Raw genomic sequence first — 22,269 nt, 5'->3', positions numbered from 1 at the left:
ACATGTTTAATAGCCCAGCCATTCTTTCGCCCACACCATTGCCTTCGTCCGAGATTTCACACCCATTTTAGCGTATATCTCTGTTAAATAAACACGAATGGTTCCCTCTGTAAGCTGTAAGTGCTGAGCAATCTCATTATTAGAAGCACCCTCTGCAAGCAATTGTAAAACATCCTTTTCTCGTAATGTAAAGCTATCTAGCCATTTATCTGCATAATGATCCTTCTGCAATAGTTTATGAACATATGTTAAAGAGACTGACTGAAAGACATCGCGTTTATTATGCTGACGTATACGCCAATATTTATGAAGCAACGGAAATACGGCCTTCTCTTCTAAAAAGGTGCGACAATAGCCATACAAAGCGCCTTGTTCAAGGGCATCATGTAAAATTGTTATAGCAGCTTCCTCTTTTCCTAGTTCAAAATGACATGCTGCCTCTACTAAACTTGCTTCAATGGATGTGCCCACTTGCTTGTCCTGAATCGCCCCCTCTTTCATACGAATCGCGATTTGTAGCGCTTCCTCTATCTGATTTTTAGCATAATATATTTTGCTTTGAACAAATAAATAAAATGGATTTCTTCGTGCAATTTTGTAATTAATAAAATCAGTCACTCTAAAAAACTCTCGCTGCGCATATGAAATATTTCCTTCCTGTAAATAGGCCTGAGCTTTCATTATATACAATACACCAATCCAATAGGGCTTATCTGTTTCCTTCATAGCTTCATGCAACAATATATGTGCCTCTTCAAATTGTTTGTTCGTCATATAAATACGAGCCTTTAATAGATACATCGGTATAAACAATCCTGGGTCTTGAAAACGCAAACCGTATTGTAAGGCAGTTTCTAGTTCCTTACTTGCCCTCTCTCTATCATTTATTTCATATAGTATCTCTGCCAATAACCCATAGGTAACGCCTGTTATATTTCGTTCCTTTATTTCACTATCACATAATACCTGAATAAGGGCATCTATTTTTTCTGCTGGCAAAAATTTCCCTTTCATACCTGCCATTGTACGCAAAATTCTAGGCTCAAATTGGTTATATTTTAAGGAAATACGATATAAAGATGACTTTTCCTTTCTTACATTGACACGTGTTTGTAAGCCTACTTTGGCTTTTTCGAGATTGCCATCCTTCATATAAGCAACGTATGCATTAATAATTTCAAAGATTTTGGATACAGCGATAAATTTAAAGCCATCCATCCATTGCAAGGCATCTTGCTTAAAAAGCAGCTCCTCAATAATTTCATTCGCCTTGTCTATTTCATGCATCGAAAATAGCGTAGTAATATATAAAACAAGCAAATTAATATCTACGGAAAACTGTGCATGTCTTAATACTTGTACCCATTCTCCAAATAATAGTGTATGCCCCTCAGCAAATATTTCCACCAAGTAGCACTGAATCCACTCGTGTGCTAGCTCATACAGCTCCCCATTTAGGGCAAGTTCAATTGCAGCTACATACTCTCCTCTTTGGCATAGAATGGTAGCTGTCTCACAATAAATAGCAGTAACGGCCTTAGGTGAATAACGCCTTTTAAACTCATTCTGTAGTGCCTTTCGAAATAACGTATGATAACGATAAACAGATGGATGGCTTGCCATTTGTTCAATAAATACACCATTGCTCTCTAATTTCATAAGGGTCGCTAGGCTGGTTGCTTCATTTGTTATAACAGTGCAAATACTTGGCTCTAAATGGTTTAATATTGAGGTACGAATTAAAAAATCCTGTAGTGCTGCTGGCAACATTGTCACAATTTCCTGCATAAAAAATTCATGAATATACTCACCATCATCCGTTGACAATCTCATAAGCTGGATACCTGCTATCCACCCCTCCGTTTCCTCTAACAAGGGTTTTAATGCAGTAACCTGCTGCTCCTCATTAGAAGAACCATAGTAAAAAGCTTGTAGTTCCTCTAAGTCAAAGCGTAATTGACGGCTTCCCACCTCTAACATCCATCCCTTTATACGCCAATTTGCTAGTGGTAGCTCTAGGTGAGTTCGAGTTGTTAGATAGATACATATATTAGCTGGTAAATATTCGATGAAGCGAATAAGAAATTGATGAATTTGAGGATGCTGAATTGCTTGAAAATTATCTAAAACAATATGCATATTTTCCTTATACAGCTCTAACTCATTTAACAATGTATCTACAACTGTTTCTAGGGGCGCTCTTTCATCCAGTAAATGATATAGTTCTTGTTTGAGGCTGAAAGATAAAGTATGTATTAAATATTTGATAAAACGGATGGGCTCATCATCATTTCGATCGATTGTAAACCATGCCACAGCTTCCTTTATATGTCCCAGCCATTGACTAAGCAACGTTGTCTTACCATAGCCTGCCGGTGCCTGTATAATGGTTAATTTCTTCATTCGATTATTAGTAAGAATGGTCAATAATTTCTTTCTCTCGATAGCATTTGGTATGATACGTGGCATTGTTACTTTTGATTTTACCCAGACCATCTCCATCTTTTTAGCCCCCTTTCATCTTAATCATTAGTTCGATATATTTTTGAATTTTCCTGCCATTTTATTTACAGGATACATACTACTAAGCAAATTACTTCACATTTTTAAATCCTAGCGTTAGAATACTACTATATTATTTTCCTATAGGAAACTTTATTTCATTTACGATATTTTTTGAAACGAGGGAACATTATGGCATACAAACAAGTAACAAAATCGGCTGCTGAGGCGGTTTTAGATGGAGATATACAAGGCTGGCGACGCTTTTTGCCGTTTCTTGGTCCTGCTTTTATAGCAGCTGTTGCTTATATTGATCCTGGTAATTTTGCAACAAATATTACAGCAGGCTCTCAATATGGCTATTTATTGCTTTGGGTTATTGTCTTTTCTAATTTAATGGCTGTGCTCATTCAATCTTTATCAGCAAAGCTTGGCATTGCGACAGGCAAAAACCTACCTGAAGTAGCACGTGAACATTTTTCTAAAAAAACATCTATTTTTTTATGGATACAGGCTGAATTAGTTATTATTGCAACTGACCTTGCTGAGTTTATTGGGGCAGCATTAGGGCTTTATTTATTATTCAATATTCCTATGCTACCTGCAGCCATTATTACAGCCGTTGGATCATTTGCGATATTAGAATTACAACGAAGAGGCTTTCGGGCATTTGAGGCTGGTATTTCTGGTATGGTGTTAATCGTTGTGCTAGCGTTTGCCTTCCAAACCTTTTTAGCACAGCCAAATTGGGGCGATGTAACCATTGGTATGTTGACACCGCAGTTTGAGGGAGTAGATTCTTTATTATTAGCAACAGGTATTTTAGGCGCAACAGTAATGCCACATGCGATTTATTTACATTCTTCATTAACACAAAATCGTATTGTAGGTCGTAATGAGGTTGAAAAACAACGTATCTTCCGTTTTGAGTTTATTGATATTCTTATCGCAATGCTGATTGCTGGTGCAATTAATATGAGCATGCTAATTATTGCGGCAGCCGTATTCCATACACAAGGCATTGTCGTGGAGGATTTAGATATCGCCTATAATGGCTTAAAGGATGCGCTTGGCCCAATGGCGGCTATTTCCTTTGGTCTTGGCTTACTTATTGCAGGGCTAGCCAGTTCCTCTGTTGGGACTTTAGCAGGTGATGTCGTTATGCAGGGCTTTATTCAAAAAAGAATTCCACTTTATTTGCGTCGAGCCATTACCATGTTACCTCCGCTAGTCATTATCGCCTCTGGTGTCAATGCAACCTATGCTCTCGTTCTTAGTCAGGTTATTCTATCCTTCGGCATTGCATTCGCTCTTGTCCCTCTTGTTCTGTTTACAAGCAAACGTGACATTATGGGTAGCTTAGTTAACCATCGCATAACAACAATTTTAGGTTGGTTTGTCGTTGTTATCGTTGTTGTTTTGAATATTTATTTATTATGGGAAACAATTTTTGGTTAAAAGTACGTTTCATTGATTGAAATAATAAAGTTCTACATAGCTTTCCTCATCTAAGCTATCTGTAAAAAAGACCCTTTCAATATTAGCTATATAGTTAATACTAAAAAGGATTACATCATCTATCAATGGTTAGCCATCTAAAATGACTGTTTCATCTAAATCCAAATCGGCTGGATGATAAAATACATGGTAGGCATTATCGCTCTTATTGGTTTCTGTCCCATCAAACCCATCTTAAATCGCTACATTGTTTCTCATTTGGAAGATCTTATTATGCTTTGTTTATCTACATCCATAGATAAGCAAAGGACTTGAAAGAAATATCCCTTCAAGTCCTGGTGGCTATTACTGCAAATACGCCCTCACTTCTGTCAAACTATTAATTGTGAAAATATTTGCAGTAATTGAATTTAATGCCTTTGTATTTGCTTGGTTAATTGCCTGCTTTAGTTCCTCCGGTAGCTCACCGAATTTTTGGGTTAACAATATCAGGACTGTGCGAGAGAGGGCTTTTATTTCTCCCTGCTGTATACCTTGTTGCAATCCTTCTTCCCAACCTTCGTTTTTCCAAATTTCTGCTAATGTCATGGTGATATCACTTCCTTTTAATTCATAATTTTCAAGGCGTTTGATCCCCTTTTTAGCTAATCTTCCACACCAATTGTTTATCTACATTCATAGATAAACAAAGGACTTTAAAGAAATATCCCTTCAAGTCCTGGTGGCTATTACTGCAAATACACCCTCACTTCTGTCAAACTATTAATTGTGAAAATATTTGCAGTAATTGAATTTAATGCCTTTGTATTTGCTTGGTTAATTGCCTGCTTTAGTTCCTCCGGTAGCTCACCGAATTTTTGGGTTAACAATATCAGGACTGTGCGAGAGAGGGCTTTTATTTCTCCCTGCTGTACACCTTGTTGCAGTCCTTGTTGCAACCCTTGTTGTACACCTTGTTGCAGTCCTTCTTCCCAACCTTCGTTTTTCCAGATTTCCGCTAATGTCATGGTGATATCACTTCCTTTTAATTCATAATTTTCGAGGCGTTCAATGATTTTCTCCATATCCTCTTTTTTTAGCTGATCTCCTACCTCCGCAATATAACGCAACATCGTTTCAATATAGCCAACAGCCGATTGTTTATCTTCTAGTTCCCCTAAATAATAAAAGGCATGTAGAATGGATGCAAGTAAGGCACTGCCTTGTTTTTGGCGGGCATCACGCAGCAGGGTGAGCAAGATGCGGTTGCGAACAGAGCCACGAATGTCCTCATCCTTATATTGCGACACATCATAGAGTAAATACTCGAAATTCGGAATATATTTTTGGAGTGCTACGGGTAACTCCTGATAGCCCTCTAGTAATTCCCCTAAGCTTGTTGGCACTCGCCATTCTCGATTGTCATGACAGATGAGCAAGGGCAGGATAACAGGCAGCTTCATGGCATGCTCTTTCACCTGTTTTGCCTCCCAAATAGCCAACATATAGCGAAGCAATTGTAAAGCTGTGCCTGTATCACGATAACTTTTATGCTCGAATAATAAATATAAATAGCCTTCTCGCTTACAAATATCCACTGTGAACTACTCCCACCACTTACCACCCTTGCGAGTCGCTTGAAGTGGGGGCTTCTCGACTTATCGTTGCTTTTACTAGCCAACGAAAACTGACCGAGCTACCCCTCTTGTTCCAAGAGTTTTGGTGCTTACGATAACGCTAATAGGCGTATACCTTCGTTTTTGATATTGATTGCTGCATTATAGTCTCGATCTGCCACATAGCCGCAGGAACAATGGTAGGTGCGTTCAGATAGTTTCATCGGTTTTTCTGCACCACAACAAGAACACTTTTTAGTGGAAGGGAACCACTTATCAATTTTCACAAGTTGTTTCCCTTGTTCCTTTAGCTTATACGCTAGGAAAGTAGTGAACATCCCCCAACCGTTGTCGTGAACGCTTTTTCCAAAGTGAAGGGCTTGAGACATTCCTTTCATGTTCAAATCCTCCATCACAACAGCATCAAAATTAGAAGCTAACTCTTTTGACTTATGGTGAAGGAAATTCATGCGTTGGTTCGCCACTTTCTCATGTAACTTAGCCACTACTCGTCGTTGCTCGTTCCAACGTGCAGAACCTTTCTTGCGTTTCGATAGAATACGTTGTGCTTTTGCTAATTTTTTTGACATGACACGATAGTACCGAGGATAATTGGCTTTCTCATTCTCACTACTCACGTAAAATTCAGCCATAGCAAAATCCAGCCCAACGACATTTTCTATTTTTTTAGGCTGTATGTCTTTTTTGTATTCTGTTAGGACAGAAATATAATATTTTCCTGAGCTTGTTCTTGAGATTGTACATGATTTTAGTTTGTAATTCTTGGGAATTTCTCTATGCTGTTTGATTTTCACAAGTTTCAGTTTTGGTAACTTGATATGACCATCTTTCCATTCGATATTTCCATTGACAAAGTTAGTTGTATAGGATTGTTTTGTTTTACGGTTTTTGAACTTTGGAAATTCAGCATTTCCTTCAAAAAAGTTCTTATAAGCTGTCTGTAAGTTCATTTGTGCATTCGCTAAAGCGAGTGAATCCACTTCTTTTAGGAATGGAAATTCACCTTTATACTTTGCAGGAGTCGGAAACTTTTGCTTTTTAAGTGCTTCTTTATCATTCTTAAACTTTTCATACGTTTCTTTGCGTTCAGCTAACATCTTATTGTAGACAAAGCGAACACAACCAAATGTCTTAGCTAATAAGACGGATTGTTCTTTGTTTGGCAACAAACGAAATTTGAAAGCTTTGTTTTGTTTGGTCATATCAATTCACCTCACTTTTGACCTTGATTTTCAATCTATTTTTTGATGGTATCTATTGGGACACCGCCTGTTGGAAGTAGGCAGAAGCTTCTTGACCAAATATACCTCCCACCTACTATTGGTGCTATTCGAACCTTCACATTCCTTCAGGATGGGAGACTTCTTTCGGAAAGCCGTTAAATACTAAATCGGAGAAGCTTTCTTCCAACTCAGGGGTTAAAAAGCTATCCTTCTGCGGCGCTAGTGTCGCTAAGTCCAATACTTGCAATACTTCTGGTGGACAATAATTCAACAAAAAATCCTTGGCGACTTCGACATTACCAAATGACTCCTTGAAAAACTTATCATGCGGATTCCTCAATTTCACGTACCTTATCACCTCATTTCTCACCAATTTTCTTACATCTATTATACAATTTTGTATGTCGGGATGCGAATAATAGCAGACGAAAAAGCTTGGAAGGAAATTCCCTCCAAGCTTTTCTCATTTACTGATTTTGCAAAATCCGATATAAAAACGTCACAAACTGCGCTCTTGTCACAGGGACATTTGGATTAAATTTATCATTATCCCCAAGCGCAATGCCTTCTTGCTCTAGCACCGCAATATAGCCTGCACTCCAATGCGTGCTCGCTACGTCTGTAAAGGAGCTTGTGCCTTCAGGTGTTCGTCCCATTAAACCTACTAGCACCTTCGCCAATTGTGCGCGTGTCATCTTTTCGTTTGGCAGGAACGCACCATTTGTTCCATCAACAATGCCCGCCTGTTGCAAGGTCATAATTGCTTCATAGTAAGAGTGAGTTGGGGATACATCCTTGAAATCATCGCCTGCTCTTACTTGTTCAAAGGAAAATGCCCTTGTGAGTAATGCGGCGACATGCATGCGGCTGATCGATTCATTCGGTCGGAAGGTACCGTCCTCAAAGCCTTGTATAATGCCTTGTGCCGTTAGTTCCTCAATCATTTCTTTTGCCCAATGGCGTTGGATATCGCTAAAGGTTACGGTTGGGCTTGGTGCTTCAGGTTCAGGCTGTGGCTGAGGTTCTTCCACAGGTAGTGCTGTCCATTTGGCATAAAGTGAAATATTTTCGCGCAGCACCGTGTCCGCTGCCCATGGCTTTGTCAATTCCTCATCCTGATACCAACCAGCAAAGCGATAACCTTCCCGTGTTGGGATAGGTAAGTCACTAATTTTTGTATTATAGGCAATGTCAATTGGTGCAATCGCTGTGCCACCATTTGTATGCAAGGTGATTGTTACCTTTGCGGGTGGTGCATCGTTATTATTTGAGATAGGTGGTGGATTGCTGCCTCCATCTGTTGGTGGTGGATTGGAAATGACTTTCCATTGAGCATAGAGGGGGATATCCTTTGTGACGACATCTACGGCAAAATCCCATTTCTCATTCTCATCCGTATACCAGCCAGCAAATATATAGCCCTGTCTGCTTGGCACAGGAGGGGCAATTGCCTTCTCATTGTAAGGAACTTGTTGTTCAGCAACAGCGCTACCGCCATTTGATTCAAAGATTACCTTATAGATATTTGGTATCCACTTGGCATATAGTTTGATATTCGCTGTTATTTGGAACGTATCATTTGCTTGATATGATGTTCCTTTCCCATCTGCTTGTATATTCCAACCGACAAATGTATAGCCTGTTCTTGCCAAATTGCCGCTATTGCCTTGCACTGTCACACTCGTATTTTCCTCATACCTTTGCGTGTCCTCTGGTATATCACCATCTGTTGCACCATTTGAATCATAGGTCACCTTATACGTTGGATTCTCTGTCCACTGAGCATACAGCGTGATATCCTTCGTGACGGCATCAATGACAAAATCCCATTTGTCATTCCCATCCGTATACCAGCCAGCAAATGTATGGCCCTGTCTGCTTGGCACAGGAGGGGCAATTGCCTTTTCGTTATACAGAACTTGTTGTTCGGCAACATCGCTACCGCCATTTGATTCAAAGGTTACTGCATAGCGATTAGGTGTCCACTGGGCATAGAATGTCTGATTTTGTGTGCCCATTGTAAAAGAGGCATTTTCAGCATAGTCATCGCCTGTGCCATCTGCTTGTGTGTTCCAGCCTACGAATGTGTGACCTGTTCTTTCTAAAATGCCACTATTATTTTGTACAGTTACAGTGTCGCCCTGTTTATAAGTCATTTTATCAACGAGTATACCACCTGTTGCGCCATTTACATCATAGTCCACCTGATAAGCGAATTCCGATTCATACGCTCCTAAATCGATGAAGGTACCTTGCTTACGTGGGTTGCCTAAAAGGTCATTCAATTCTGTATTGCGCGTATTATTTCCTTTATTAATCGCTGGCGACCCTGCTCGTAATTGGTAATCTCGCTGACTTGGGTCTATAAAAATAGCTTCAGGTATATACGTAACGTTTTGTATATCTGTTGTTGACTGATGGAACTTAGCTAAAATATTTCCACTTTCCGCTACATCCAGTAAGCTGTTTTCAATCGTCGCGCTAACACTTGAATGAAGCGCTGGCTCGCCATTATTGCCAGCAATGAGACTATTGTATATTTTTGGACTGCCACCACAGATAGCTCCTTTATTCGCTAATTTTGTTTCATTGCCACTCATTGTGACATTTGTTAGCGTGGGGCTGCTATTACCATTGTACATGCCGCCTCCATATTTAGATAGACGGAAATCACCATATCCACCATCATTTGCATTCCCCCCTGTAATCGTTACACCGTCTAAAATGGCTGTAGAGTTTAACTGCAAGCCATCCGGATGATAGAATACATGGTAACTATTTCCTGTATTATTGGTTGGTGTGTTATCAATATCACCACTCAAAATTGTTGGATACTGCTCCCAATTGCGTGCTGTTAGCTCGGTTTCTGTACCATTAAAGCCTCCATAAATGGCTACGTTATTTTGCATTTGGAAGGTTTTATAATGAGGGCCTGTTCCCCCAACTTCTTTTTTCGGTTTATACGTGCCTTGTGCTAGCCAAATTTCTACTGCCGTTGCCCCTGCATTTAATTTACTGGCTGCTTCATCAAGTGCGGACTGTAAATCGTTATAGGCGGTTGCCCAATCTATGCCATTGCAACGGTTGCACTAGTCGCGAATCCATTTTGATGATACGTCTTTCCTCCACATCTGCTAGGCGGAACCAGAGCTCATGCTCGCCTTCCTCGGTAATAACCAATGGCTGGGTATGGTCAAAGGGCTGCCATGTTGTGCGCGCATCTTGTGAAATTTCAATCCCTGCGCTATCTCCAGAGGTCGTTGTTACCTGTACTTCTACAGCGCTTGTGGCAGTGTCTCCTTCCTTATATGCCTGTCCGTTTGTTGTCATTGTGATATGCAAGGTAGATGTATTTTCCATTGCCATGGCTGGTAAACTACCAAATAGCGTTTGCATAAATAAAGCAACGATGGCTACAAACGCTAAAGTTTTCTTTGATTTTCGTTGCATATAGAGTCACTCCTTTTCTATTAGATTTGAATGTTAGATAGACAATAATTTAAACCGATAGGCACATCACCACTTTTCACCTCACTTTAAAAGTAGAAAACTATATATATTATTTAAAAATAATATAAGGCTATAAAGTTTATCCCACATTGTCAGACTGTAAGACTCCCACTCGGTTGATAATAACTATTGATTGCTAATTTTAATCTATATTATCTAAAAGTAATATTCAACTATAAAAAAGGAGAAAATTAGATTTTACTTCTCTCAATATTGAAGGACATGTCTCTGTGTACAATCCTAAAAAAATGCCACTTTCAGCATTAGTAACATAACTAATACTGAAAAGGACTGCATCATTTTATGAATCGATTGTTTGCATTACACGATATAAAAATGTCACAAACTGTGCACGTGTAACAGGGTCATTCGGTCGGAATTTACCATTATCTCCAAGTGCAATACCTTCTTGCTCTAACACGGCAATATAGCCTGCACTCCAATGCTTCTGGTCTACATCCGTAAAGGAGCTTGTGCCTTCGGGTGTTCGGCCCATTAAACCTACTAGCACCTTCGCTAATTGTGCTCTTGTCATCTTTTCGTTTGGCAGAAACGCACCATTTGTCCCATCGACAATACCCGCCTGTTGTAAGGTCATAATCGCCTCATAGTAAGGGTGTGTTAGGGAAACATCCTTGAAATCATGGCCTTCTCTTACTTGTTCAAAAGAAAATGCCCTTGTGAGTAATGCGGCGACATGCATGCGGCTAATCGATTCATTCGGTCGGAAAGTACCGTCCTCAAAGCCTTGAATAATGCCTTCTGTCGCTAGTTCCTCAATCATTTCTTGTGCCCAATGCCGTTGGATATCGCTAAATGTTACGGTTGGGCTTGGTGCTTCTAGTTCAGGCTGTGGCTGAGGTTCTTCCACAGGTAATGCTGCCCATTTAGCATAAAGCGAAATATTTTCACGCAGTACCGTATCTGCTACCCATGGCTTTGTCAGTGCCTCATCCTGATACCAGCCATCAAAGCGATAGCCTTCTCGTGTTGGGACAGGTAAGTCACTAATTTTTGTATTATAGGCCATGTCAATGGGCGCTAGCGCTGTGCCGCCGTTTGTATGCAAGGTGATTTTCACCTTTGCAGGCAGTGAATGGTCATTGCCGTTGTTGTTACCGTTGTCATTTGAGACAGGTGGCGGATTGGAAATGACTTTCCATTGGGCATATAGGGTGATATTCTTTGTGACGACATCTACGGCAAAATCCCATTTCTCATCTCTATCCGTATACCAGCCAGCAAATGTATGGCCCTGTTTGCTTGGCATAGGAGGTTCAATTGCCTTCTTGTTATACAGAACTTGTTGTTCGGCTACATAGCTACCACCATTGGATTCAAAGGTTACTTTATAGGTGTTCGGTATCCACTTGGCATACAATATTTGGTTGCTTGTACCCATTGTGAAAGTTCCATTCTCTGCATAACTATCTCCTTGACCATCTGCCTGTGTATTCCAACCTGCAAATGTATAGCCCGTTTTGATTAAATTGCCGCTATTACCTTGCACTGTCACACTCGTATTTTCTTCATATCTTTGCGTGTCCTCTGGTATATCACCACCTGTTGCACCATTTGGATTATAGGTCACCGTGTACGTTGGATTCGCTGTCCATTGGGCATATAGGGTGATATTCGCTGTCACCTGAAACGTATCATTTGCTGTGTATGACGTTCCTTCCCCATCTGCTTGCATATTCCAACCTGTAAATGTATAGCCTGTTCTTTCCAAACTGCCGCTATTCGCTTGGACAGTTACTGTCTCTCCTTGCTGATAGGTCATTTTACCAATCGGTACATCGCCTACCGTTGCACCATTTTCTTTATATATTACTTCATAGAAATTGGCTTCATATGCCCCTAAATCAATGGCGCTTCCTTGGATACGTGGATTTCCCGCAAGGTCAGTTTGCGTCCTATTCAAAATATTCTGCCCTCTATCAATAGCTGGGGATTTTATTCGTAGTTGATAATCTTGCTGGTTTGGGTCCATAAAAATTGCTTCAGGTGTATACGTTTCTCCTTGTATCTCCCCAGAAAATTTGGCTACAACTTCCCCATTTTCCTCTACATCCAATAAGCTATTTCCAATCGTACCTCCGACGTTTGAATGAAGTGCTGGTTCTCCATTATTGCCTACGATAATACTATTTTGAATTTTACTGTTTGCATCACCGCCATAAATAACATATGTGCCTTTATTGCCACTCATTGTGACGTTTGTTAGCGTGGGGCTACTGCTACTATTGAGCATGCCGCCTCCATACATATTTGCATTATTTCTATCAAATATCACATTGGTTAGCGTGGGGCTACTGCTACTATTGAGCATACCGCCTCCATTCGAATTTGCAGTATTACTATTAAATATCACATTGGTTAGCGTGGGGCTACTACCATCATTGTACATGCCACCTCCATAACTTGAGGTATTGCTATCAAATGTCACATTTATTAGCGTGGGGCTACTACTCCCATTATTGTACATGCCGCCTCCATAACTTGAGGTATTGCTATCAAATGTCACATCTGTTAGCGTGGGGCTACTACTCCAATTGTACATGCCGCCTCCATACACATTTGCATTATTGCTATCAAATGTCACATCTGTTAGCGTGGGGCTACTACTCCAATTGCACATGCCGCCTCCATATGAATTTGCATTATTGCTATCAAATGTTACATCTGTTAGCTGAGGGCTACTACTCCCATTATTGAACATGCCGCCTCCATATGAATTTGCGGTATTGTTATCAAATATCACATTTGTTAGCTGAGGGCTGCTACCGTTCTCATTGAGCATACCCCCTCCAGATCTATGTGAAAAGCTACCATTTGCATTCCCTCCCGTAATCGTTACACCGTCTAAAATAGCTGTAGTATTCAAATTTAAACCATTTGGATGATACAACACATGATAAACATTATCAGTGTTATCCCCTACTATCCCAATATCCCCACTTAAAATCGTTTTATTGTTTACCCAATCACGTGCTTCTAAATGGCTTTCTGTTCCATTAAATCCGCCATAAATCGCTACATTGTTTTGCATTTGGAAGGTTCTATAACGGGCACCCGTTCCATCAGCTTCTTTTGTTGGTTTATACGTACCTGCTACCAGCCAGATTTGTAGCTTTTTTGTTGGATCCACCTGTAACTTTGCTTTTGCATCATCAAGTGCTTGTTGTAAATTATTATAGGCAGTTGTCCAACTTTCGCCATTGCCTCCATTGCTTTTTGCATCGACATAAATAATCACACTATTCGCTGCCGTTGTTTTCATCAATTGCAACGGTTGCACTAGTCGCGAATCAATTTTGATAATACGCTTTTCCTCCACATCTGCTAGACGGAACCAGAGCTCATGCTCGCCTTCCTCGGTAATAACCAATGGCTGGGTATCGTCAAAGGGCTGCCATGTTGTGCGCGCATCTTGTGAAATTTCAATCCCTGCGCTATCCCCAGAGGTCGTTGCTACCTGTACTTCTACAGGGCTTGTGGCAGTGTCTCCTTCATTATATGGTTGTCCGTTTATTGTCATTGTGATATGCAAGGGGGACAGATTTCCTGTTGCCATGGCTGGTAAACTACCAAATAGCGTTTGCATAAACAAGGCAACAATTGCTATAAGTGCTAGGGCTTGCTTTGTTTTTCGTTGCATACAGAGTTACTCCTTTTCATTAGATTTAAATTACTAGGTATATCACCACTTCCTTAAAACAGAAGACTATCTATATATTATTAAAAAGTAATATAATGCTATAAAGTTTTATTCAATTGATGTTAGCTGTTTATTTCTAATTTTACTTTATATTATCTGAAAGTAACATTCAACTACAAAAAAATTGAAAATTCAATTTTCCTTTTTCAATAGCCGAGTCATGTTGGCTAATTTATAAAAAAAATTGAAGGCCTTTCACACTAGATGTACAATCTGTAAAAAAGTGCTTCTTTCAGTAGTAACTACATCATTTATATTTTGTTGACGTTGTTCATGGTGCAAACAAAAATGCTAGGAATTGATGACAAATAAGGAAACACAAGCTATGATGATTGTAAATCTTATATCATTAAGGGGGATTGGCATTGAAACTTCGTGTATCTGCTATTCAGTATCATATGCATGATATTCGTTCCTTTGACGACTTCGCGCAACAATGTGAGCATTATGTAAAAACGGCTCAAGAATATGAGGCAGATTTTGTGTTGTTTCCAGAGCTTTTCACAACACAACTGCTGTCCATCGGTAATGACAAGGGGGAGCCTCTTGAAATCACAGCTTTACCTGCTTTTACAGCACAATACAAGACCTTATTTACTACGCTTGCAAAGAAAACCAATACACATATTGTAGGGGGCACACATATTATTGAGCGTGAGGGCCATTTATACAATGTTGCCCATCTATTTTATCCTGATGGAAAAGTTGAAGAACAAGCGAAATTACATATTACCCCCTTTGAAATAGAAGGATGGAATATGGCAGCAGGTGAGCAATTGCATGTTTTTGATACAGAAAAGGGAAAGATCGCTATTTTAACTTGCTATGATATTGAATTCCCAGAAATCGTGAGAATGGCAAAAGCTAAAGGAGCAGATGTGATTTTCTGTCCTTCCTGTACAGATGACCGACACGGCTTCCATCGTGTACGTTATACTAGCCATGCACGTGCTATAGAAAATCAAGTATACGTTGTATTAACAGGTACAGTAGGTTCTATTTCTGTTGATTTGATGCGTGCTAATTTTGGTCAAGCAGCGATTATTTCTCCAAATGATATTCCCTTTCCACCAAAAGGGCTTCTCGCAGAAGGTGAACTCAATCATGATATGCTAGTGACCGCTGACCTTGATCTCAATTTATTGTATGAAGTGCGAGAAAAGGGCTCTGTTACAACATGGAGAGATCGACGAACAGATTTATATATTGATTGGGAAAAGGATGAAGATCATGACCTATCGAAGTGAGGTATATGTATTTGATGGTGGTAAGCCCATTCCTGCTATTATTCGTAATTACGCAAAGTCGGATTTTGCCGCTATGATACGCTTGCAAGCTGCCTGCTTCCCTCCACCCTTCCCTGCTGAATTATGGTGGAACGAACAACAGCTTGAAAAGCATGTCACACTTTTTCCAGATGGAGCAATTTGCGTAGAAATCGCAGGAGAAATTGTTGGCTCCATGACAGCATTACGTGTTCAATTTGACCCTGAACATCCACAGCATACTTGGGCAGAGATGACAGATAACGGCTATATTCGCAACCATGATCCAATGGGCAATACATTGTATGTAGTGGATATTTGCATAAATCCCAAGTACCGAAAGCTAAATTTAGGTAAACAAATGATGCAAGCCATGTATCAAATTGTTGTCGAGCAAAAACTCAATCGACTTGTTGGCGGTGGGCGTATGCCTGGATACCATCAATATGCAGAGCGTCTATCGGCAGCTCAATATGTTCAATCGGTCGTCAATGGTGAGTTAACGGATCCTGTCTTAACATTTTTATTGCGCTGTGGACGCATGCCACTCGCGCTTGTCGAAAATTACCTAGACGACGAGGCATCCTTAAACTATGGTTTATTAATGGAATGGAAAAATCCCTTTATCTTGATTCAGTAGAAGATTCCTTCCTTTGTAGGGAGGGGATAAATGCTAGTTTTTTACTACATTCAGTGAATGTCCAAATGACCACTGAATCAAAATAAAAGCCCCGGCGGATGTACCTGACGCTAACGCTTTCGGTACAGCAAACATTGTTACGGATTTTTGAGAGGAGGAAATAGTAAATGGAATATAAACGTATTACAACAATTGAGGATCCACTTTTTACAAAAATGCATACATTATTAGGAGAAATTTTCCCGCCTGAAGAGGTTCTGGCATTTGATTTATGGAAAGAGCCTTTGGAAGATCCAAGCATTCGCGTTTTTGTCGCAGTTCATGAAGGCTCTGTTGTCGGGGCTACTGAATATCGTTACTACCCTGCGTGGAATATAGCAATGACAGATTTTACAATTATCGGTAAACCCAATCTAGGTATCGGGCGTTACCTGGCAGTAAATCGCAGTGCGGATTTGGAGAGATTGGCAAAAGAGCATGGTAAAGTACTGTATGGTATGTTTGCAGAAATATATAATCCCTATGAGCGTGAAGATTTTGCATTTGGTGGAGTCATGGCGATGAATCCTTATGTTCGCCGCGAGGTACTATCGCACCTTGGCTATCAGCGGCTTGATTTCCCGTACGTCCATCCTTCTTGGAAAAATGATGGAGAGGCGGTAGAGGGGCTTGATTTATGTTTTATGCCAACAGATGCTACTATAACAGAAATTGAAGCGAGCTTAGTTGTAGATTTTATCAAGGATTATTACACAGTCTTGCCCAATAAACCACAGCGCTGGCTCGACATGATTGAGGACTTGAAAAAAAGAAAAACGATTCTACTTCAGCCATTATAGTTAAATTCAGCCCCTGTCCTCTTTCATGGACGGGGGCTGAATTTATGTGCGTGCTTAGCATCTAACGTAAATCACATTGTTCAAGTGGCAGCATTTTCGTTTTATGCTTAATTTTATAGCCAAGCCATAGCAGTAAAAATAGCGGTATCCCAATATAAGAGACTAGAACGCCGTACCAATCAATTTTACCACCCATAAAGGCTGTGTAGTTTTGACCTATTACAACAATCATACAAACGGTAAAGGCAAAGAGCGGTCCAAACGGATATAGTTTGGCTTTATACGGTAACAGCTTTGGATCTAAGCCCTGTGCTTCAAAAGCTCGACGGAAGCGGTAATGACTAAAGGCAATGCCTAGCCATGCGATAAAGCCCGACATTCCTGAAGCATTTAACAGCCACATATATACAACACCGTCTCCGAAAAATGATGCTAAAAATGCTAAACAGCCTACAGCCAATGTTGCAAGCAATGCATAGATTGGAATTCCTCGACGGCTTAGCTTTATGAAAAGTTTAGGTGCATGGCCATCTACGGCTAATTGCCATAGCATACGAGATGCTGCATATAGCCCTGAATTCCCTGCTGATAGCATTGCCGTTAAAATAATAGCGTTCATCAAAGATGCTGCAAAGGCAATACCTAGGCGATCAAACACTAATGTAAACGGTGATACAGCGATATCCTCTGATAATAAGCGCTCGTCTGTAAATGGAATTAACAGCCCGATTGCAGCAATCGCTAAAATATAAAATAAAATAATTCGCCAAAATACTGATTTCACTGCCTTTGGAATATTTTTACCTGGATCATCTGTTTCACCAGCAGTTACGCCAAGCAGCTCTGTTCCTTGGAATGAAAATCCAGCGGCAAGGAAAATACCAAATGTCGCAAGGAAGCCACCATGAAACGGTCCATCACTAATAAAGAAATTGGTAAAGCCTACAGGCGCTTGTCCACCTAAAATGCCAAAAATCATTAATATGCTAATAATAATAAATACAATAACCGTTGCCACTTTAATCATTGCAAACCAATATTCACTCTCACCGTAGCTCTTCACGGATAATAAATTAAACATGAGTACAACTGCAATAAATAGGATTGTCCATAACACTGATGAACTGTCGGGGAACCAATATTTCATAATCAGGGATACAGCTGCAATTTCTGCCGCAATTGTAATTGCCCAGTTATACCAATAGTTCCAGCCTAATGCAAAGCCTAGAGCTGGATCTACAAATTTAGTAGCATACGTACTAAAGGAGCCTGATGATGGCATATAAGCAGCCATTTCTCCTAAACTCGTCATTAAAAAGTATACCATCACACCGATTAAAGCATAGGCAAGCAATGCACCCCCAGGACCTGCCTGTGCAATGGCCCCACCACTGGCTAAAAATAATCCTGTCCCAATTGTTCCACCTAAAGAAATCATTGTAATATGGCGACTTTTTAATTCTTTTTTCAGCTTCGGTGCTTTATGACCAAGCTGATTTACTTTTATTTCACTCATGATATAGCTTCCTTCCTGTTTATGAGGCAAAAAAATGCCATCACATAAACACTGTGATGGCTAAGTTAATCCTCAGTTTTCTAAATGATAGCTCAACACGTTGTGTAAACGTGACAGTTCTGTTCCTTTCGGAGACAGCCCCAGCATAAGGTTTTCAAGGCCCCTTACACTTCGGCAGTATTTCCTTTCCACCAATCTCTTCAATGCTTGTCATCTCAATTAGCGTACTTATAAATACTGCGACCTCTACCTCAATACAAACATGAGGCATATAATTATTAAATTTATGATGTTTATTATACTAACATAAGACCTTTGCCGTTTCAATACAACGTTAAATGTTCTATTTTTTATGAATTTTCTACTATTTTTAATAATGTGATAAAGTGTTATAGTAGTCCAATTAGAATGGTTATGAACAGGGGGACTTTATTTTGACATCAAATCATCAATCCACTAATTATTCAAGTAGAAAAATTAGCTGGAGAGGAAAAACTTTACTATTAGTCTTTGGAGTCATCTTTATAGCTTCTACGTTGAGAATGCCACTAACAGTTGTGGGTCCAATTATCTCCTTTATACGGGATGATCTTGGTATTTCCAATGTATTAGCAGGCTTTCTCACAACGATTCCCTTGCTTGCTTTCGCTGTTGTATCACCATTTGCACCAGTTGTAGCACGTAAACTAGGGCTTGAGCTCACATTATTTTTATCAACAATTCTGTTAGCTTTAGGGATTGTCCTACGCTCACTTGGTACAACAGGATTGCTTGTATTTGGTACTGTACTCATTGGTGTAGCAATAGCCTTTGGAAACGTATTGATTCCAGGTTTATTAAAATTAAAATTTCCATATCATATAGGCTTACTCATGGCATTTTTCACAATGTCGATGAATTTAACAGCTGGTGTTGGGGCCGGAATAAGCTATCCAATAGCCAACTCTTCATTAGGCTGGCAAGGAGCCTTAGCTATTGCGCTCGTACTGGTTATATTAACGATTTTAATATGGCTACCTCAATTGAGATCAAATAAGCCTGAACCAGCTACTACAGCTAAAAAATCAAGTACACCATTATGGAAATCACCGCTTACGTGGGCAGTAACAGGTGCAATGGGCTTGCAGTCTTTATTATTTTATACGACAGCGGCTTGGATTCCAGAAATCTACATATCTCAAGGGTTAGCTCCTGACAAAGCTGGTTGGATGTTTTCCATTATGCAATTTTCACAAGTTCCAATGGCATTGGCTGTACCCATTTTTGCCAGTAAAATGGCTTCACAGCGACCTCTTGTTCTTATGTTTACATCCTTCTATTTAGTAGGCTTTGTAGGTGTTGTAATGGAATGGACAAGTTTAGGGGTATTATGGATGATTCTTTTAGGGCTAGCAGGTGGCTCTTCATTCGCCTTAGCAATGATGCTCTTTACACTTCGCACCCGCACTGCATTTGAGGCTGCAGATTTATCAGGCTTTGCCCAATCATTAGGCTATTTATTTGCTGCAATTGGCCCTATTCTTTTTGGTTACTTGCATGATCTATTTGGTGGTTGGAATATTGCAGGCTGGCTCTTTGTTGTTGTAGCTATAGTACTTTTCCTCTGCTCAATGCGAGCCTCTCGAGATGAATATATCCATTAAATAAAAGCAGATGGGGACAACAAAATTTGAACTAAACCCTATTTGGTAGACAGTTTAATAAAAAAGGATGTAGCTATCATTATAAATTGAACCCCGACTAGTGGACACTTTAAAAAAGTGAACCTATTCGGGGTTCAGTTCAAATCTTGTTTCCCATCTACTTCTCTGACTTAGTAAAGCTAACAATTCGGTCAGACTGTCTGCTGTTTCTTTATGGTCAGTAGTGATAGCCATAAAAATCGGAATAGCCTCTTGTAAAAGGAGATGACTAAAATAATAGTAGCCTAAAAAGGCTCGTTGCTCATAGCCTTTTGGCGTATCTTCCTCCCATTCCAGCTCATCCTCTTCCTCATTTTCTGACCATAAATATTGAATATCTAGCAGCTCCTGCATAGTTGGAACCGTTTGAACTCTATCTATGGAATCCTTAGTAATTGCATAAGCGACAGCTAAATAAAGCTCTATTTCTTGTAATGTAACATCCTTTGCATTTTTGCTAGCAAGCTGTTTTAAAAGGAGCAGCAAAGTCCATGGGGTCACCTGCCATAGTGTACCTTGATGCTCAATTAATCCAGCTAGCTGTTGATATTGCTCTTGCTCAATTAGCTGTGGAATAGCGGTCCCTCTACCATAAGCGGTTGTTAATTGCCGCCATGGAATATTCGGAGATTGCTCGTTTAACATATTGATTCACTTCCCTTTGGAAAATAAAATACATTTTATGTAAATGGTCTGCTCGAAATCGTATAGAAATTTAAAATGTAAGAGGAAAATTATTACAATAAATACAGGAGACGATCATTCCAGTTATTAATCGATATATGTTATTTTCGCGAGCGTGATGACCCCTAGAGTTAGATGAAAATGTTGATTTAAAAATAGGTAAATAATGTTATAAATTTTCGAAAGAACTGATAGTTTTTTCTAACAAAGGAGTGTCTTAAAATAATTTTTCAGACACCCCCTACTCTTAATAGCATGGCTTTTGATAAAAATAATTTGGTGTATGATAAATATTCACATAGGGCTTATGAAAAATATGTGTGGTTGCAGGTGACAATGGTGGAATTAACCATGTCCAATTACCCGTAACTTCTCGCCCTGCTGACGCCTCGGCTTCTTCAAACAATTTAAATTGCTGAGCAGCTGTATGATGATCCACAATGCTTACTCCCTTTTCTTTAAAGGAATGAAGCACAGCAATATTGAGCTCCACTAAGGCACGATCTCGCCAAAGTGAGGCATATTTCGTTGTATCGAGATGAAATATCTCTGCAATAGCTGGAAGCATATTATAACGCTCATGATCTGCTAAATTGCGTGCCCCGATTTCCGTACCCATATACCATCCATTAAATGGAGCAGCTTGAAAATCAATTCCTGCCATTTGAAAACGCATGCTTGAAATAATGGGTACAGCATACCATTTCAATCCTAATTTTTCTACCTCTGCTGACTCTGGATGACGAATTGACACTTCTAAAATATATTCCTTAGGGATTGGAAATAATTGAGGGGCACGTTCATCCACCTGTATCACTAGCGGAAGCACATCAAAAGCAGTCCCCTCTCCTTTCCACCCCAACGATTCACATATTTTTGTAAATGCGATAGAATGCGCATCACCAATAATACCTGAAGCCCCTTCATAGCCTGCATAACGAATCAGCTGATGATTCCAAATTCGCACTCTTCCTGAAGCAAACACTGTAATGGTTGGACGAATTTTTCCCTTATTGGTAGCATACTCAATATGCTCCAGTAGCTTTTGAAAAATCTTCTGCTCATCTACAATATTACGCGCATCTACTACATGTAATGACTGCCAAAATAGACGTCCAATGCATTTATTGCTATTGCGCCATGCCACTCTTGCACCAAAGACTAATTCCTCCGTTGTAGGATAGTATTCACCTGCTGCTTCAATCTGGTGTAATCTATTTTCTAACCAATCGTATGAGTAATTTTGTTCTACTTGATAAAGACTTAAAAACTGCTGTATCTCCTGTCTATTCATAGGTCGATTCCTCCATCTATCATCATATTAGAGGATGGAAACAATCTACACCACGAAAATATCTTTCAAAAAACATACATTTTTTATATATGAAATAGTTTGTTCAAATTTATAGATGGCTGTTATGTTATTTCATACGAGATTATTATCAATCAGGTACAAATTGTAATGGTGGAGAATTCATTGTAACCCATTAATAGAAAAAGCCTAGACTCAACTTGAGTACCTAGGCTTTGAATTACGATGACATTTATAGATTAACACACCACCCTGAACAATTTCTGAACAAATTGATCACTACACATTCAATTAGCTTACT

Annotated in this window: 16 protein-coding genes, 1 pseudogene and 1 riboswitch; of the genes and pseudogenes, 5 read left to right on the top strand and 12 right to left on the bottom strand. The window is 39.6% G+C overall.

Going from position 1 to position 22,269, the window contains the following annotated elements:
- Positions 1–6: 6 nt before the first annotated feature.
- Positions 7–2,502, bottom strand: a complete 2,496-nt coding sequence (locus MHB44_RS01780) for a LuxR C-terminal-related transcriptional regulator (RefSeq protein WP_341301332.1) — start codon at positions 2,500–2,502, stop codon at positions 7–9.
- A gap of 192 nt (positions 2,503–2,694) precedes the next feature.
- Here MHB44_RS01780 and MHB44_RS01775 point away from each other — a divergent pair, with 192 nt between their 5' ends.
- Positions 2,695–3,960 (top strand): Nramp family divalent metal transporter, encoded by a 1,266-nt coding sequence (locus tag MHB44_RS01775; protein WP_341301331.1) that lies wholly within the window; start codon positions 2,695–2,697, stop codon positions 3,958–3,960.
- A 345-nt stretch (positions 3,961–4,305) separates the two neighbouring features.
- Here MHB44_RS01775 and MHB44_RS01770 read toward each other — a convergent pair whose 3' ends face one another.
- The 8 genes and pseudogenes from MHB44_RS01770 to MHB44_RS01735 form a co-directional block, all read right to left on the bottom strand.
- A complete protein-coding gene (locus tag MHB44_RS01770) occupies positions 4,306–4,548 on the bottom strand; it encodes a DUF4351 domain-containing protein (protein ID WP_341301330.1) in 243 nt (80 codons plus the stop codon).
- A gap of 140 nt (positions 4,549–4,688) precedes the next feature.
- The gene (locus tag MHB44_RS01765) at positions 4,689–5,537 is read right to left on the bottom strand and encodes an Rpn family recombination-promoting nuclease/putative transposase (protein WP_341301329.1); all 849 of its coding nucleotides are present in this window, start codon (positions 5,535–5,537) and stop codon (positions 4,689–4,691) included.
- Between the two features lie 128 nt (positions 5,538–5,665).
- On the bottom strand, positions 5,666–6,778 hold the full coding sequence (locus tag MHB44_RS01760) for an RNA-guided endonuclease TnpB family protein (RefSeq protein ID WP_341301328.1): 1,113 nt from the start codon (positions 6,776–6,778) through the stop codon (positions 5,666–5,668).
- 35 nt (positions 6,779–6,813) lie between these two features.
- A pseudogene (locus tag MHB44_RS01755) lies at positions 6,814–6,876 on the bottom strand (IS200/IS605 family transposase); the annotation flags it as partial.
- Between the two features lie 38 nt (positions 6,877–6,914).
- Complete coding sequence (locus MHB44_RS01750; protein ID WP_053993396.1) at positions 6,915–7,145, bottom strand: Rpn family recombination-promoting nuclease/putative transposase; 231 nt, start codon at positions 7,143–7,145, stop codon at positions 6,915–6,917.
- A 121-nt stretch (positions 7,146–7,266) separates the two neighbouring features.
- Complete coding sequence (locus MHB44_RS01745; protein ID WP_341301327.1) at positions 7,267–9,708, bottom strand: InlB B-repeat-containing protein; 2,442 nt, start codon at positions 9,706–9,708, stop codon at positions 7,267–7,269.
- Between the two features lie 139 nt (positions 9,709–9,847).
- Entirely contained in the window at positions 9,848–10,249 is a 402-nt protein-coding gene (locus MHB44_RS01740; protein ID WP_341301326.1) for a hypothetical protein, read from the bottom strand.
- A gap of 361 nt (positions 10,250–10,610) precedes the next feature.
- Positions 10,611–13,970, bottom strand: a complete 3,360-nt coding sequence (locus tag MHB44_RS01735) for an InlB B-repeat-containing protein (protein WP_341301325.1) — start codon at positions 13,968–13,970, stop codon at positions 10,611–10,613.
- A 425-nt stretch (positions 13,971–14,395) separates the two neighbouring features.
- On the opposite strand from MHB44_RS01735, the gene MHB44_RS01730 reads away from it, so the two are divergent.
- The 3 genes from MHB44_RS01730 (at position 14,396) to MHB44_RS01720 (ending at position 16,774) form a co-directional block, all read left to right on the top strand.
- Positions 14,396–15,277: a carbon-nitrogen hydrolase family protein gene (locus MHB44_RS01730; RefSeq protein ID WP_341301324.1), complete on the top strand. Its 882-nt coding sequence runs from the start codon at positions 14,396–14,398 to the stop codon at positions 15,275–15,277.
- On the top strand, positions 15,261–15,935 hold the full coding sequence (locus MHB44_RS01725; protein ID WP_341301323.1) for a GNAT family N-acetyltransferase: 675 nt from the start codon (positions 15,261–15,263) through the stop codon (positions 15,933–15,935). The genes MHB44_RS01730 and MHB44_RS01725 overlap by 17 nt, the downstream gene beginning before the upstream one ends.
- A 167-nt stretch (positions 15,936–16,102) precedes the next feature.
- Positions 16,103–16,774 carry a GNAT family N-acetyltransferase gene (locus MHB44_RS01720; RefSeq protein WP_341301322.1) on the top strand — a complete coding sequence of 224 codons (672 nt, stop codon included), beginning with the start codon at positions 16,103–16,105 and terminating at the stop codon, positions 16,772–16,774.
- Between the two features lie 61 nt (positions 16,775–16,835).
- Here MHB44_RS01720 and MHB44_RS01715 read toward each other — a convergent pair whose 3' ends face one another.
- Complete coding sequence (locus tag MHB44_RS01715; RefSeq protein WP_341301321.1) at positions 16,836–18,290, bottom strand: amino acid permease; 1,455 nt, start codon at positions 18,288–18,290, stop codon at positions 16,836–16,838.
- A gap of 80 nt (positions 18,291–18,370) precedes the next feature.
- A riboswitch (Lysine riboswitch) is annotated at positions 18,371–18,547 on the bottom strand.
- Positions 18,548–18,724: 177 nt separating this feature from the next.
- On the opposite strand from MHB44_RS01715, the gene MHB44_RS01710 reads away from it, so the two are divergent.
- Positions 18,725–19,933 (top strand): MFS transporter, encoded by a 1,209-nt coding sequence (locus MHB44_RS01710; protein WP_341301320.1) that lies wholly within the window; start codon positions 18,725–18,727, stop codon positions 19,931–19,933.
- Positions 19,934–20,056: 123 nt separating this feature from the next.
- Here the strand turns inward: MHB44_RS01710 and MHB44_RS01705 are convergent, their stop codons facing one another.
- Both MHB44_RS01705 and MHB44_RS01700 read right to left on the bottom strand, forming a co-directional pair.
- On the bottom strand, positions 20,057–20,617 hold the full coding sequence (locus tag MHB44_RS01705; RefSeq protein ID WP_341301319.1) for a hypothetical protein: 561 nt from the start codon (positions 20,615–20,617) through the stop codon (positions 20,057–20,059).
- A gap of 286 nt (positions 20,618–20,903) precedes the next feature.
- Positions 20,904–21,950 carry a nitric oxide synthase oxygenase gene (locus tag MHB44_RS01700; RefSeq protein WP_341301318.1) on the bottom strand — a complete coding sequence of 349 codons (1,047 nt, stop codon included), beginning with the start codon at positions 21,948–21,950 and terminating at the stop codon, positions 20,904–20,906.
- Between the last annotated feature and the right edge of the window lie 319 nt (positions 21,951–22,269).

The organism is Lysinibacillus sp. FSL H8-0500 (genome assembly GCF_038051955.1).
Classification (GTDB): Bacteria; Bacillota; Bacilli; order Bacillales_A; family Planococcaceae; genus Lysinibacillus; species Lysinibacillus macroides.
Note: the sequence above shows the minus strand (reverse complement) of the source record. Positions and strands in the feature narration are given on the sequence as shown.

Bases quoted from the DNA above. Each gene is read 5' to 3' on its own strand.
- MHB44_RS01720 (WP_341301322.1), top strand. From the start codon at position 16,103: ATGGAATATAAACGTATTACAACAATTGAGGATCCACTTTTTACAAAA.
- MHB44_RS01775 (WP_341301331.1), top strand. From the start codon at position 2,695: ATGGCATACAAACAAGTAACAAAATCGGCTGCTGAGGCGGTTTTAGAT.
- MHB44_RS01770 (WP_341301330.1), bottom strand. From the start codon at position 4,548: ATGACATTAGCAGAAATTTGGAAAAACGAAGGTTGGGAAGAAGGATTG.
- MHB44_RS01735 (WP_341301325.1), bottom strand. From the start codon at position 13,970: ATGCAACGAAAAACAAAGCAAGCCCTAGCACTTATAGCAATTGTTGCC.
- MHB44_RS01705 (WP_341301319.1), bottom strand. From the start codon at position 20,617: ATGTTAAACGAGCAATCTCCGAATATTCCATGGCGGCAATTAACAACC.
- MHB44_RS01760 (WP_341301328.1), bottom strand. From the start codon at position 6,778: ATGACCAAACAAAACAAAGCTTTCAAATTTCGTTTGTTGCCAAACAAA.
- MHB44_RS01715 (WP_341301321.1), bottom strand. From the start codon at position 18,290: ATGAGTGAAATAAAAGTAAATCAGCTTGGTCATAAAGCACCGAAGCTG.
- MHB44_RS01740 (WP_341301326.1), bottom strand. From the start codon at position 10,249: ATGCAACGAAAATCAAAGAAAACTTTAGCGTTTGTAGCCATCGTTGCT.
- MHB44_RS01700 (WP_341301318.1), bottom strand. From the start codon at position 21,950: ATGAATAGACAGGAGATACAGCAGTTTTTAAGTCTTTATCAAGTAGAA.
- MHB44_RS01745 (WP_341301327.1), bottom strand. From the start codon at position 9,708: ATGCAAAATAACGTAGCCATTTATGGAGGCTTTAATGGTACAGAAACC.
- MHB44_RS01725 (WP_341301323.1), top strand. From the start codon at position 15,261: ATGACCTATCGAAGTGAGGTATATGTATTTGATGGTGGTAAGCCCATT.
- MHB44_RS01780 (WP_341301332.1), bottom strand. From the start codon at position 2,502: ATGGAGATGGTCTGGGTAAAATCAAAAGTAACAATGCCACGTATCATA.